This is a genomic window from Alcaligenes sp. 13f (assembly GCF_020496585.1).
Classification (GTDB): domain Bacteria; phylum Pseudomonadota; class Gammaproteobacteria; order Burkholderiales; family Burkholderiaceae_B; genus Alcaligenes; species Alcaligenes phenolicus.
In genome coordinates this window covers 36,590-49,600 of sequence record NZ_JAHKKC010000020.1, presented here as the reverse complement: position 1 = coordinate 49,600, position 13,011 = coordinate 36,590, and the positions used below count along the sequence as shown (strand labels likewise).

Genomic DNA, 13,011 nt, shown 5'->3' with positions numbered 1-13,011 from the left:
GCCTACAGGATTGAGGTGACATGAAGGCACCGCACCGTATGGGACCGCAGGGCTCCTAGTGAAAACCCCGACTTATAAATAATTGATTATTGATATATTTATATCTAAACTAAAATCTCATAATAAACCTTTCTGCGGAAGTTCCGTCATGGTGCATAAAACAACTCGGGTGGTGGCTGCGGCCTTGCTGGCATTGGGAATGGCTGGCGCACAGGCAGCGGAAGTAACGCTGAAAGCGGTATCTGTCTTTACGATGGACACTTTCTTTACCAAGCGCTTCAAGCAATTCGTTGACAAGGTCAACACAGAAGGCAAGGGTCTGGTACAGATCAACGTCATTGGCGGGCCAGAGGCCATTCCTCCTTTCGAAGTAGGTAACGCACTGCGTTCCGGCGTGATTGATTTCGCCAATACCACAGCCGTATTCCACGCCAATCTGGTGCCTGAAGCCCTGGCTTTGACCTTGACAGAAAAGCCCATGAGCGAGCTGCGTCAGAACGGCGGCTACGAGCTGATGGACAAGATTCACCGCGAGAAAGCCAACATCACCTGGCTGGCTCGCACGACGGATGGTTTGCAATATCACATCTACACCAACAAGCCTGTGACCTCGGCAGACCTGTCGGGCTTCAAGTTGCGCGGCGTGCCCGTGTACCTGTCCTTCTTCCGCGAAATTGGCGCAACGCCGCTGCAGATTCCACCGGGCGAGGTCTACACCGCGCTGGAGCGTGGCGTGGTGGACGGCTATGGCTGGCCTTCCGTGGGCGTGATGGAAATGGGCTGGCATGAAAAGACCAAATACCGTGTCGAGCCAGGCTTCTACAACGTGGAAGTGGGCTTTTTCATGAACCAGAAGAGCTGGGAAAAACTGGACGAAGACCAGAAAGCCTTCATGCGCAAGCAGATCGAGTGGATGGAGTCGCAGAACGTGACTGAACACCAGATGGCAATTGACGAAAAAGCCGCTACCGAACAAGCCGGTGTGCAAGCTTTGGTCCTGGAACCGGAAGCGGCGCGTGCCTTGCGTACCAAAGCTTACGAAGCAGGCTGGGCTGGTATCGACAAATCCAGCCCCAAATACGCCGCGCAACTGCGTGAACTGTTTGGTGGTTATCAGCCTTAAACAAGATTGCTGATTACGTAGTTTGACAGTGGACATTGTGCCCTTGGGACAGTGTCCACTTTTTGATGGTGCCATACGGGCGGCAATCTGCCCGCCCTTTCAGTGACCTTGATCTGCGGAGAAGACGCGATGTCTGCTGCAACAGCCCCGGAAGGCTTGCCTTCCAACACGACCTGGGGGCGTCCTTACGCCCTGTTAATGAATGCTTGCGGAGCCGTTGCGGCGCTGACTTTCGGGCTGATGAGCCTGCTGGTTTGTGCCGACGTGGTGCTGCGCAACCTGGGTTACGACGCGCTGTCCACCAGCGTGGAAGTAACCGAATACATGTTGATCATTGCCACCTTCGTGGCAGCACCCTGGGTGCTGTACCTGGGCGGCCATATCCGTATCGACGTGTTATTCAACAACCTGCCTCTTCCTGCTCAGCGCCTGCTGGATCTGGTTTCCAACCTTCTGGGCCTGCTTGTCAGCGCCGTGCTGGCCTGGCAGTGTGCCGTCGTCGCCCTGGATGCTCACGAGCAAGGGGCCATGGTATTCAAAGCCCTGGTGTTCCCGGAGTGGTGGCTGAATCTGCCTTTGCTGTTTGGTGCATCCATGCTGGCACTGGAGTTCCTGCGCCGCCTGATTTCTCGTCCCGTTAAGCAAGGAGCCTGAGCATGGAATGGTACATGGCATTGATCCTGCTGCTGGGGTCACTTTTTCTCTTGATGGCTATCGGTACGCCGGTGGTTTTTGCCTTCTTGTCCGTGAACTTGCTGGGTGCCTGGCTGTTTCTGGGCGAGGCGGCAGGTTTGGCTCAATGGGCGCGTAACACCACCGCTTCCATTGGCAGTTTTTCCTTAACACCCATCCCCTTATTCGTCCTGATGGGTGAGGTGTTGTTCCACACCGGGCTGGCCTTCAAAGCCATCGACTCCATCGAACGCATGATCTCGCGCGTGCCGGGCAAGCTGTCCATCGTCAGTATCCTGGGTGGAACGACCTTTGCGACTTTGTCGGGTTCGTCCATTGCCAACACCGCCATGATGGGCGGCGTGATGCTGCCGGAAATGCTGCGTCGCGGCTATCACCCCACCATGGCCATGGGCCCCATCATGGCCGTAGGCGGTATTGCCATGCTGATCCCGCCTTCGGCCCTGGCCGTCATGCTGGGTAGCCTGGCCGGTATCTCCATCGAACGACTGCTGATCGGCGGCATCCTGCCCGGCATGTTGATGGCAGCAGGCTTTCTGGCCTACGTGGTCGTGCGTAGCCGCCTGCGTCCGCAAGATGCCCCTATGAGCGACGACGATCCCGCCACCCGCCTGAAAGGCTGGGCCTTGTGGAAACCTTTCGTGTTCAACGTCGTGCCCCTGCTGGGCATCTTCATTGCCGTCGTCGGCTCAATGCTGGCCGGCTGGGCATCGCCTACCGAATCGGCAGCGATCGGCGTCGTGGCCTCGGTACTGGCAACCATCGCCTACCGTGCTCTGACCCTGAAAGCACTGTGGAAGAGCCTGATCGAAACCGCCAAAGTGTCGGTCGTGATCCTGTTCATCCTGGCCGCCTCCACCACCTTCGCCCAGCTGCTGAGCTTCTCCGGAGCCAGCGCAGGCTTCCTGGGCATGATCAAAGACTACGACCTGTCACCCTTCGTGCTGGTGATCTGCATGCTGCTGGTGCTACTGGTCATGGGCATGGTGCTGGATCAAATCTCCATGATGATGATTGCCTTGCCTTTCTTCATGCCCCTGGCTCTGGCCGCAGGTGTGGATACCGTCTGGCTGGGTGTCATGATCCTGATCGCACTGGAAATCGGCTTGCTGACCCCACCATTCGGCCTGCTGCTGATCGTGATGCAAAGCGTGGCCCCGCCATCTATCCGCTTGCCCCACATCTACAGCGCCGCCGTGCCCTTCCTGGTCATAGAAATCGGCATCCTGGCCCTGGTCTTGTTCGTTCCCTGGATTGCCGTGGGCCTGCCAGGACTGATCGGCTAAGGCAGAGCAGGCAGCCTGAAAGTGGGACAACAAGCATGTTGTCCCGCGAAGAAAGCCGGAGTCTGGACAAGACTTTCAAACAAAAAAAACCTCAGTTCGGCCGATGCCAAACTGAGGTTTTTCCATGCTCGATAGCATTGATTGTTTTTGCCGCCTATTTTATTTATGTGCGGCAAAGTGATTGATATGGGAGCGGCGCACAAGAACTTTAACGATCTTTCTGCTCGTCGCTGAGATCGATTTTAGAGGCGAGTAGAACGCAGGTTGTGTGTGTATCGACCGTGCTCAAGTCAGCTATTGAGGCTTAAGCGCATAAGCCCCACGTCTTTAGCTTGTGTGTAGTAAAGCGCACTCCGGCATTGGCCAATACGGGCTTAGTACAGTGACTGCCCCCTCTCCTCTTGCTACACAATCCCTTTCATCCAGCAGCTCCACGACCAACCTTTACTACGATCAGCGATCCCGTTAAGAACACTAAGTCGGAGCATTCAAACCCCGGTCAACAATCGTCCGATAAAAGATGCTGTGAGCTGATTGAGGGGCTGTCCGGGTGTTGGGGCGGATCAGGTGACTTGCCGCAGGCAGATAATTGCGCAGGGGTGCAAGCACCTTGCTGTTTGAGTCCGACGCTTGTGGTTTGTCCGGGGGACAAACCACCGGACGAGTTCAAGGTGCGCCCGTAGCGATTATCTGACCAGGGCACCGGCGCGCAGCGCCGGCAAGTTGCCAGCCCCGACACCCGGACAGCCCCTCAATCAGTGTCTTATAGTCACCTTCTTCATCGCGTCGAGCAGTGGCTGACTCCAAACCTTGAGTCAGCCCAGTCTCCATGCGCTGGGTGTCGAAACCCAACCCTTAAAAAAATGAAAGCTATTAAAAAAAGCCGCAGAAAAAGTGCCTTTACCCTCGCACAAGATCCGCATAAATCCCCCCATCCCGCAGAACCAACGCAACCTTATCCCCCCGCTGGACAGCCTCATCCACCACACGAGCAATCAACACCGGCCCCGCATCGCTGGCCACCGTAGCCAGCATATACACCCCAGTCTCCTCGCCAGAAGAGGCACTACGCGTCAGTTCCGTCACCACACCAGACGCACACCCCTCAGCCAGAAACTCATCCCCATGACACTTCGGACACAAGAACCGCGCCGGAAACACCCGATGATCACACTGCACACAACGAAAGACAGCAGGACTCATCACAAGGCCTCCAAAACAAGAGCCGTCGAACACATGCCATAGCGATACTCCACCATGCCGTAACCCGTGACCAAGCCATAACGGGCCTGCGCCACCTGACGCTCCCCGGCCTGAGCGTTTAACTGCCGCATCACCTCGACCAAACCATGCAAGCTGCACGCCGCCCCGGCCTGCCCGGCCGACAACTGCCCGCCAGACGTATTCAAGGCCAGACTACCCGTCGCAATAGACTCATGGATAAATTGCTTCGCCCCATCCGCCTCAAAAAAGCCCAAATCCTGCAACTGTGCCAGCACCATGACCGGGTAATCGTCATAAATACTGACCACATCCATCTGCGCCGGACTCAAGCCCGAATCCGCCCACAAGCTTGGAGCCAAAGCCGCCAGACCCGTGCTCAAGCCGTCGCCTTGCTGATCATCAATATTATGAAAACTGCGTAACGCCTTCACCGTAATTTCAGGCTGATTCTGCGCTGCCGGATGATCCGCGCGCATCACAATCAAGGCATTGGCCCCATCCACCACCGGCACACAATCCAGTCGCGTCAAAGGGTCCGCCACTTCAGGCGCATTCAGATAATCATCCAGACTCATGGGGCTGCGATACACCGCACCCGGATTCATGCCGGCCCACATGCGCTGCCGCATCACCAAGGCCGCATAATCCGCTCGCTCCAAACCCAGCTTGCGCATCTGATTCGCCGTCAGCATGGCAAAGCGATGATTCGGGCTACCCGCGCCCAAAGGTCGCAAATGATCGTAAGTCGTCTGGTTATAGTTCTCGACCAGTTGCTGGAAATCCTTGGCTTGAAAATGATCCCCGGCCACGATCGCAATACAGCGGGCATCACCCGCCTGAACCGCGCGAATAGCGTGCTGCAGAATATTCAGACCGCTGGCACCGCCATTGCTGTCATCCATAATCCAGCCCACCTTCAAGCCCAGCTTCCAGGCCAGATCAATAGCCCGATCCGGTGCATGGGTGAAGGAGGCTACCCCCAGACCATCAACATCGCTGGCCTTCAGACCTGCTGCAGCAAGAGACTGCTTGAAAGCCTGGGCCAGCAGCTCGGACGTGCCCAACTGACCACGCCGGGTGTAGGTGACCTCGGTCGCGCCCAGCAGGCGCACCGTGTCCAGATCGAAACTAGGCGTCATATCGAATTCCTGTGGCAGCGATCAGCGGCGAACCTGATAGCCCGCTTTTTCTCTATCCCAGGTGTCGGGGCCAATGCCGCGATCACGCAGGGCAAACTTTTGAATCTTGCCATTTTCCGTGGTGGGCAAGACTTGGGCAAACTCAATAAAGCGCGGCACCGCAAAGTAGGGCAGACGGCGCTCGCAATGCTGCAGCAGCTCCTCGCAGCTGACCGTGCAATCCGGACGCAACACAATCATGGCCATGACTTCATCCTCGGCCAGCTCGGACTTGGCAGCATAGACAGCAACCGTATGGACAGCGGGATGGCTGGCCAAAGCCTGTTCGACTTCGTAGGAAGAAATGTTTTCACCACGACGGCGAATCATGTCTTTCAGACGGTCCACAAAGCGGTAATAGCCATCGGCATCGCGCACCACGCGGTCGCCCGTGTGGAACCACAGATTCTTCCAGGTCTCCACCGTCTTGTCAGGCTGACCGTAGTAACCCAGCGCGAAGGCAAAGGGTTCATCGGCGCGTAGCAACAGCTCACCCACTTCACCATCTGGCAGCGGGTTGTCGTTTTCATCCACTACCAGCGCCTCAAAGCCTTCAGAGACGCGGCCCATATAGCCATTGCGCTGTTCCTGAATGCCACGGCCCATCACATAGTTGGTTTCGGTAGAGCCAAAGCCATCCAGCAGATGCATGTGGCAGCGCTCCAGAAACTGGCTATGAAACTGCTCGGGAACACCTGGGCCCAGGGCAATGCGGGTCTTGTGCAGCTTCTCTGCCGCCGTCTCAGGTTTGGACAGCAGGATAGGCACCATTGCGCCTAGCAGATAGGTAATCGTGGCGCCGGTTTCATACAGATTGTCGAAGAAACGGCTGGCCGAGAAACGCTTGTCCACCACCATGCAGGCGTCGCTGACCAGAGCCTGGAAAAACGTGTTCAAGGCATTGGTGTGGAACATGGGCAGGCAGGTGTACAACACATCATCGGGCTTCATGCCCAGCTTGCTGGCGGTGTAAATGCCCCACCAGTAGAACTGGGCGTGCGGGCACTGAACGCCTTTGGAAGGGCCCGAGGTGCCGGAGGTGTACAGAATGGCTAGCGTATCGCCGGGGCCTATATCGGCAGGCTCGCAGTAATCGCCCAAAGCAGGCAGATCGCAGGTGCTCACCGCCAGTGTTTGTGCCGCTTCCTGGCCTTGAATCAACCAGGCTTGCTGGACGGCGGTAGCGCCAAGGTCCACATCGGCCAGCAGCGGCGTCAGATCCGTTTCCACTACCAGCAAACTGGCTTGGCTATTGCACAAGATGTGCTGCAACTGCGCCCCGCGCGAGGCCGTATTGATAGGCACCACAATCGCGCCCAGCCAGCCGCAACCCAGAACCATATCCAGGAATTCGTGGCGGTTGGTGCACAGCAAGGCAACACGGTCGCCACGTTTGATACCGGCGCGGCTCAATCGACTGGCACTGGCAGCGGCCCTGTGCAAGGTTTGCTGGCCGGTGTAGTGAGTGTTGCGGTCTGAAAACAGCGGAGCATCACCCATGCGCTCTGCGCGCAGGTGCAACAGGGCGGGTACCGTGCGTTGCGTGGCAGGTATTGAAAACAGCGGCAATTCAGAAGCAGGAATGGAATGGGCGTGCATGATCTATCTGTCTCCCGGCCAACGCGCGATCAAGGCGGCAAGCCGATATGCATGGGTGAAATTACTAATATCCTGCAAACAGTATACTGCAATATATTATTTTGAAATTCCTGTCCTTCACCGGAAAAACCCGAAGTAGCAGAGCTCACCAGGCAGTGGTATTTCGCGCAAACCAGGGGCGGAGCAAGGACAGAAAAGGGGGCGTTTTGCAGGCCGGAGCAGGATGGCCAGCAAGACGGTTGATCAGGTTTATGGACGACAGTCGATCAGCAACAAGCAGGCCAGGCTCACGTGTTTGAGCCAATGTGCTTCACAATGACTTTGAATAAGCCCACAGGGGCAACGGGGATAGAACAATGAAGGTATGGCTTAAATTAGCAACGTGTTGTGCGCTGATGTTGGGTGCACAGGCCCATGCTCAAAACAAGAATGTGACGCTGGTTGTGCCTTACCCACCGGGCGGTGCGGCTGACCAGTTGGCGCGTGTGATTTCCCAGGAAATGGGCACGCGTTTTGATCAGAAAGTCATCGTGGAAAACCGCCCTGGTGCGGGTGCCCAGGTTGCCATGAACGTAGTGAAAAACGCCAACCCCAGTTCTTTGGGTACGGTGCTGTTCCTGGCCGATAGCGGTGCTTACTCTCTGAACCGCCACCTGTACCAGCGTCTGAATTATGACGTGGCTACCGACCTGATCCCCATGACGCTGGCTGCCAAGGCACCTGTGTTCCTGCTGGTCAATAAAGACAGCCCCTTCAAGACCGTTCAGGATCTGGTGGCTGCAGGGCAGAAGCAGGAGCTGACATACGGTTCGCCCGGTATGGGTACCGGCACTCACCTTTTGGGCGAGATGCTGCGTAAAGAAACCGGCGCTCGTCTGGTGCACGTGCCTTACAAGGGCGCAGGCCCAGCCTTGATTGATGCCGTCAGCGGCCAGATCGACTTTATTTTTGACGTGCTGACGGGCAGCCGTGGCTTCCTGGAAGATGGCCGCCTGCGCGCGATTGCCGCGGCGACAACGGAGCGCAGCCCTCTGCGTCCAGACGTGCCTACCATTGCCGAAGCCGGTATCCCGAATGTGGCATTCACCATCTGGTGGGGTATTTCGGCCAAAGCCGGTACGCCTGATGAAGACGTAGCCCGCCTGACCGAGCAACTGACGGCTGTCCTGAAAGAGGATGCAGTGGTCAAGAAATTCGTGGACTTCGGTATCCAGATCGAGCCTTCCACGCCCAAAGAGTTTGCTGATCTGATCGAGCACGATGCTCAAGCCATGGGACCAACTATCAAGGCCCTGGAAATCACGCTGGACTAAGACGTGATGGCTTGAAGAAAAAAGGCGCTACGGCGCCTTTTTTTGTTGTGTGTGGGCTGTCCGGAACCATGAGGGGACACTGTCTTCAACACACAAGACAGTTGCTTGGGCTGAAGGGCTAAACCTTGTCTATGGGTTACAGCCGGGGCTTTATATTGCCGGTGATTGAGCAGGAAGCATCGGTGGCGGCAGCAATCACAGCTTGCCTCGCAGCTTCCTGCTGACGCCAAGCCCTTAAGCCAGCAGCTCCGCCTGTTTGAGGCAATACGCCGAGCAGCAAATGATCAGATTTTCCATAATCAGATGCGCCGCCTGTTCTTCCTGACGCTCGCTGAATGCCTGACAAATCGCCTTGGCTCGCTGCATGGTTTCCAGACGGAATTGAGGGTCTTGCAAGCAGGCAATCCGGGCCTGATCGGCTTGGTCATGCAGACGCGCCATCGTATCGACCAGTTGCTTGTTGGGCACCATGCTGATCCAGGCGCTGCGGAACGCCCAGTTGGCCTGAATGTTGTCGATAGGGTCGCCCTGCTGATGCGTGGCTTCAATGCGGCTCAGGGCCTGTTCCATGGCCAGCATGCCCACTCTGCTTTGATTCATGCAAGCCAACTTGGCGGCTGGTGGCTCCAGCAACAGGCGCACCGAGAAAATATCTTCAATATCCTGAGCGGTGTAGACCCGCAGCACAAAGCCACGCGACGTCCCTTCCAGCACCCCTTCGCTTTTCAGTTGCAGCAAGGCTTCACGCACCGGCATGCGTGAGACATTCAGGCTGGCGGCAATTTCGTTATCCACCAGCCGCACATCAAAGCCGATTTTGCCCAAGGCAATGTCCTGGCGCAGCATGCCGTAGACTTGTTCACGGATATTGGGTTCGCGTTTTTTATAAGGATTGGCAGCCATAAGCTCGCCCGGCGCCTGGCGCACGGCAAAAGACTCAAAGGGCTATAGGATACCAAGTAAGCCCAGGGGGCTGACGCGTTTTATGTCAGGCCAAGTTGCAGGATAATAAGTCGTTTTCAGACCAGCACGTAGCAGGAGGGCCAGTCGATGCGGTGGCGGCATGTAGAAATTTTTGATGCGATTTGCCGTGGCGGCTCTTTGACGCAGGCGGCGCAGTTGCTGCATATCTCTCAGCCTGCGGCCAGCAAAATGCTGGCAACCGCAGAAATGCAGCTGGGCTTTCGCTTGTTTGACCGTGTGCGTGGCCGCCTGATCCCCACGCGTGAGGCCAGTATTCTGGCTCCCTACGTTGCGCGTCTGCATCAGAACCTGGATGACGTCAGCCGACTGGCGCGCAATCTGCGCTCTCACCATGAGGGACTGTGGCGTATTGGCAGCAGCCCGGCGTTTGGTCTGGAGCTATTGCCGGTGGCCTTGAGCCGTTGTCGTCAGGCTCATCCGGCCATGAGTTTCGAGCTACGCACCCATCACAGCGGGGAGCTCTTGCAAGCTCTGGAAACGCGCGACCTGGATATGGTGATGAGCTTTGATCAGGGCGAATCTTCCGGCGTGCAACAGCAGGTGCTGGCCCATACCGAACTGGTGCACGTCACCTTGCCGGGCGTTGCGCCTTTGCGTCATTGGGAGGAGATGGCCGAGCGTGCTTTCATCGCTTTGGACGCTGACGATCCCGTCGGTGCGATGGTGGAAGATCTGCTGCAAAGCTATGTCCCCGATGTTGCGCCCTTCATGCGCGTGCAGACTCATTACGTGGCTTGTGGCCTGGTTTTACAACAGGTGGGCGAGGCCCTGGTGGATCTGGTCACAGCCCGAGCCATGCAAGGCCGAGGCCTTGCCATACACCGCTTGCCCGAGCCTTTGCCGATTCCGGTCAGCATTTTGACGGCTCATGATGATGCAGGTTCTGGCTCGCGTGAGCGCGTGCTGGATCACATCCGGCAGGCTCTGCTGGAATGCCGTTTCCCGGACTGAGCAGAAAGCTGATTCCATAACCCAGGGTTATGGAATGCGCCAACTATTCATTGGCGCTCTACAGCGGCCCCCAAGACAATAGAGGCCAGTTATTGGGGGTATTTCCATGCATGTATGTATTATCGGCGCGGGTGTCATTGGCATGAGCACCGCGTTCATGTTGCGCCAGAAAGGGGTGAAGGTCACGGTACTGGAAGCTGGCTCGCAAGTGGCCGGACAGACCAGCTTTGCCAACGGCGGACAGTTAAGCTACAGCTATGTGGCCCCCCTGGCCGATCCGGGCGTGTTCAAGGATTTGCCACGCTGGTTATTGAATAAAGACTCGCCACTGCGCTTCAAGCCTGCGTTGAGCCCGCAGCAATGGCGCTGGCTGCTGCATTTTCTGAAAGCCTGCCGAGGTGATGTGGTGCGTCGTACCACCGCGCAGATGCTGACCTTGTCCTATCTGAGCCGCGACATTCTTCACGACTGGCAAGAGCGCTTCAAGCTGGAGTTTGCCCATCAAAACAATGGCAAATTGATTGTGTTCCGAAGTCCCGGCCCGTTCCAGCATGCGCGTGAACAGGCGCAATTGCAGGCGGATATGGGATCTTCGCAGCAAGTGCTGGAAGCGGCCCAAGTGCTGGAGCTGGAGCCTTCTTTGCAGGCGTTGGGCTCGCGCTTGCAGGGTGCGATTTACACGCCTAGCGAAGAAGCGGGCGACGCTTATCTGTTTTCCGTGGCCTTGCACGAGCGCATGCAAACCGACAGCGACTATCAGCTGAAACTGAACACGCCGGTGCACCGTTTTGTAATGGAAGGGCGCGATATCCGTGCGGTGCAAACCGCTGAAGGCGAGATTCAGGCAGATCAGTTTGTTGTGGCCAGCGGCATGGGTACGGTGCCTTTACTGCGTCAGCTGGGTGGCCGTCCCCTGATCTACCCCTTGAAGGGTTATAGCTTGAGCCTGCCGCTGGAAGGCTTGAATCAAGCCGTGCCAGCTATCAGCGTGACCGATTATGAACAGCGCATTGTGTACGCCCGTTTGGGTGAAGTGCTGCGTATGGCCGCGATGGTAGATATTGGTTTTGATGGCCTGGATATTCCCGCTGCCCGTATGGCGACCTTGAAGCAGCAGGTGAAGGATCTGTTTCCGGGGCTGCTACTGGAACAGGCACAGACCTGGGCCGGTTTGCGCCCTGCCACGCCGTCGGGCAAGCCGGTTGTGGCGGCCAGCAAGCTGGCAGGTCGCTTGTGGGTGAATGCAGGCCACGGCGCATTGGGCTTTACCTTGGCTTGCGGTAGCGCAGCGATTCTGGCGGCTCACCTGACGGGCGAGGCTGCGCCTATTGATGATGCTCCATTTCGTCCTTAGACCTTGAAGCGGATGATGGGTACGTCGCAATCAATTGTCCGTGGCCGGTCATGGGTTTACGGTAGCAGGGCGTGGTATTGGATGTTGGGTGCTGGGTAATTGGCCGCTAGTAATCAGTAGCGATGATTGCGCACCAGTAGATGGAGATGGGCAAGTTTTCCCTTGGAAGCTTGCCCATTTTTTTTGACGTATTTGTTTTTAGACGGTTGCCCGCAAAACCGGCGTCGCTTTGAAGCCCGCCGTCAGCAACAGGGATAGCCCATAAATACCTATCGCCAGCACCGGAATCGACCACAGCGCATTGAAATCCAGTGCCGTGAACAGGTAGCGGTACATCAGGTCGATCAGCCAGGGGTGGATCAAATACACCCCCAAGGTCAGCTCCGCCAGATGGGCACTGATACGCGAGTTGATCAAGGGCTGATCCCAGTCACGCAGCAGCAGAATCAGCGCGATGGACATGGGGATGACGGTGATGCTCAGGTAATCATAAAAGTACGCACCCGTTTGCCTATCGTGCGTGATAGCCAGTGCATAAAAGCCCCAGGCCGTTGCCACGATACTGCCCAGCAGCACCGTGATAGTCAGCCAGCGAGGCACATTCACCGGCACTTTGCGCAGCAGGTAACCGAGCAGGAAATAGGGCAGATAGGACAGGAACCAGGTAAAGAAGGGCGCAGAGTGAGTGTTCAAGTCCGGATTGCTGAGGGTGCTGAGGGCAGAGAGTACAAAGGCCGCTCCGGTCAGCGCGGCCAGCTGCTTCAAGTTGGTGTTCTGGACCATGCGACGCAAAAAGGGCGTGAACAGGTACAGGAACACAATCATGTACAGAAACCAGAGATGGAAATAAGGTCGACCCTGCAGCAGCCGCTCCAGATAGGGATAGGGATCAGCGTCGGGCGTCCACCAGTGCTGCTTGAAGGCCGTCCAGCCCAGATAGAAGGCGGTCCAGAACAGCAGCGGCAGCAAGACGCGCGATGCTCGCTTGCGATAGAACAGCTTCATGCCTTCCTGGGGACGAGGCTCCAGCAAGAGCGCACCGCTGACCATGACGAAGACCGGCACACACCAGCGTGTGGCGGCGTCGTAAAGATTGCCACTCCACCAGTTGGCAGTACCCAACTCGGCATTCAGGACGGCGTAGGCGGCGATATGCAGGCAGACGACGGAAAAAATCGCCACGATCCGTGCATTGCTGATCCAGTTCATGACAGGACATAAAAATCAGAGACCTCCCCATCCTAACGAGCAGACGTTTCTGATTTGTCCCCCAAATACGGGATTTAGCGTCCAGTTTTATCTGGAT

11 protein-coding genes are annotated in these 13,011 nt (G+C 56.9%); 6 read left to right on the top strand and 5 right to left on the bottom strand.

Annotation, left to right across the window (positions count from 1 at the left end; genetic code table 11):
* Nucleotides 1-148: 148 nt before the first annotated feature.
* The 3 genes from dctP to KOE80_RS15795 all read left to right on the top strand — a co-directional run bounded on the left by dctP (nucleotide 149) and on the right by KOE80_RS15795 (nucleotide 3,102).
* Nucleotides 149-1,123: a TRAP transporter substrate-binding protein DctP gene (gene dctP, locus KOE80_RS15805; protein ID WP_086069758.1), complete on the top strand. Its 975-nt coding sequence runs from the start codon at nucleotides 149-151 to the stop codon at nucleotides 1,121-1,123.
* A gap of 129 nt (nucleotides 1,124-1,252) precedes the next feature.
* Nucleotides 1,253-1,777, top strand: coding sequence for a TRAP transporter small permease (locus KOE80_RS15800; protein WP_063691041.1), 525 nt, complete (start codon nucleotides 1,253-1,255; stop codon nucleotides 1,775-1,777).
* Nucleotides 1,778-1,779: 2 nt separating this feature from the next.
* A complete protein-coding gene (locus tag KOE80_RS15795; RefSeq protein WP_042484669.1) occupies nucleotides 1,780-3,102 on the top strand; it encodes a TRAP transporter large permease in 1,323 nt (440 codons plus the stop codon).
* 900 nt (nucleotides 3,103-4,002) lie between these two features.
* Here KOE80_RS15795 and KOE80_RS15790 read toward each other — a convergent pair.
* The 3 genes from KOE80_RS15790 to KOE80_RS15780 are packed head-to-tail and all read right to left on the bottom strand — an operon-like array spanning nucleotide 4,003 to nucleotide 7,103.
* Nucleotides 4,003-4,305, bottom strand: a complete 303-nt coding sequence (locus tag KOE80_RS15790) for a rubredoxin (RefSeq protein ID WP_226349489.1) — start codon at nucleotides 4,303-4,305, stop codon at nucleotides 4,003-4,005.
* The gene (locus KOE80_RS15785; protein WP_226349488.1) at nucleotides 4,305-5,465 is read right to left on the bottom strand and encodes a thiolase family protein; all 1,161 of its coding nucleotides are present in this window, start codon (nucleotides 5,463-5,465) and stop codon (nucleotides 4,305-4,307) included. Before KOE80_RS15785 ends, KOE80_RS15790 begins: the two co-directional genes overlap by 1 nt.
* Before the next feature lie 21 nt (nucleotides 5,466-5,486).
* On the bottom strand, nucleotides 5,487-7,103 hold the full coding sequence (locus KOE80_RS15780; RefSeq protein WP_226349487.1) for an ATP-dependent acyl-CoA ligase: 1,617 nt from the start codon (nucleotides 7,101-7,103) through the stop codon (nucleotides 5,487-5,489).
* Between the two features lie 356 nt (nucleotides 7,104-7,459).
* On the opposite strand from KOE80_RS15780, the gene KOE80_RS15775 reads away from it, so the two are divergent.
* Entirely contained in the window at nucleotides 7,460-8,416 is a 957-nt protein-coding gene (locus tag KOE80_RS15775) for a Bug family tripartite tricarboxylate transporter substrate binding protein (RefSeq protein ID WP_026483815.1), read from the top strand.
* Nucleotides 8,417-8,650: 234 nt separating this feature from the next.
* Here KOE80_RS15775 and KOE80_RS15770 read toward each other — a convergent pair whose 3' ends face one another.
* Nucleotides 8,651-9,319 carry a GntR family transcriptional regulator gene (locus KOE80_RS15770; RefSeq protein WP_226349486.1) on the bottom strand — a complete coding sequence of 223 codons (669 nt, stop codon included), beginning with the start codon at nucleotides 9,317-9,319 and terminating at the stop codon, nucleotides 8,651-8,653.
* A gap of 147 nt (nucleotides 9,320-9,466) precedes the next feature.
* Between KOE80_RS15770 and KOE80_RS15765 the strand changes: the two genes are divergently transcribed.
* Together KOE80_RS15765 and KOE80_RS15760 are read left to right on the top strand one after the other, a co-directional pair.
* Entirely contained in the window at nucleotides 9,467-10,351 is an 885-nt protein-coding gene (locus tag KOE80_RS15765; protein WP_042484657.1) for a LysR family transcriptional regulator, read from the top strand.
* A gap of 106 nt (nucleotides 10,352-10,457) precedes the next feature.
* Complete coding sequence (locus KOE80_RS15760; RefSeq protein ID WP_226349485.1) at nucleotides 10,458-11,705, top strand: D-amino acid dehydrogenase; 1,248 nt, start codon at nucleotides 10,458-10,460, stop codon at nucleotides 11,703-11,705.
* A gap of 198 nt (nucleotides 11,706-11,903) precedes the next feature.
* Here the strand turns inward: KOE80_RS15760 and KOE80_RS15755 are convergent, their stop codons facing one another.
* Entirely contained in the window at nucleotides 11,904-12,914 is a 1,011-nt protein-coding gene (locus KOE80_RS15755) for an acyltransferase (RefSeq protein WP_226349484.1), read from the bottom strand.
* Nucleotides 12,915-13,011: the final 97 nt, after the last annotated feature.

Excerpts from the sequence above, each read along its gene's own strand:
- KOE80_RS15770 (WP_226349486.1), bottom strand. The coding sequence starts at position 9,319 with ATGGCTGCCAATCCTTATAAAAAACGCGAACCCAATATCCGTGAACAA.
- KOE80_RS15760 (WP_226349485.1), top strand. The coding sequence starts at position 10,458 with ATGCATGTATGTATTATCGGCGCGGGTGTCATTGGCATGAGCACCGCG.
- dctP (WP_086069758.1), top strand. The coding sequence starts at position 149 with ATGGTGCATAAAACAACTCGGGTGGTGGCTGCGGCCTTGCTGGCATTG.
- KOE80_RS15775 (WP_026483815.1), top strand. The coding sequence starts at position 7,460 with ATGAAGGTATGGCTTAAATTAGCAACGTGTTGTGCGCTGATGTTGGGT.
- KOE80_RS15780 (WP_226349487.1), bottom strand. The coding sequence starts at position 7,103 with ATGCACGCCCATTCCATTCCTGCTTCTGAATTGCCGCTGTTTTCAATA.
- KOE80_RS15785 (WP_226349488.1), bottom strand. The coding sequence starts at position 5,465 with ATGACGCCTAGTTTCGATCTGGACACGGTGCGCCTGCTGGGCGCGACC.
- KOE80_RS15790 (WP_226349489.1), bottom strand. The coding sequence starts at position 4,305 with ATGAGTCCTGCTGTCTTTCGTTGTGTGCAGTGTGATCATCGGGTGTTT.
- KOE80_RS15765 (WP_042484657.1), top strand. The coding sequence starts at position 9,467 with ATGCGGTGGCGGCATGTAGAAATTTTTGATGCGATTTGCCGTGGCGGC.
- KOE80_RS15795 (WP_042484669.1), top strand. The coding sequence starts at position 1,780 with ATGGAATGGTACATGGCATTGATCCTGCTGCTGGGGTCACTTTTTCTC.
- KOE80_RS15800 (WP_063691041.1), top strand. The coding sequence starts at position 1,253 with ATGTCTGCTGCAACAGCCCCGGAAGGCTTGCCTTCCAACACGACCTGG.
- KOE80_RS15755 (WP_226349484.1), bottom strand. The coding sequence starts at position 12,914 with ATGAACTGGATCAGCAATGCACGGATCGTGGCGATTTTTTCCGTCGTC.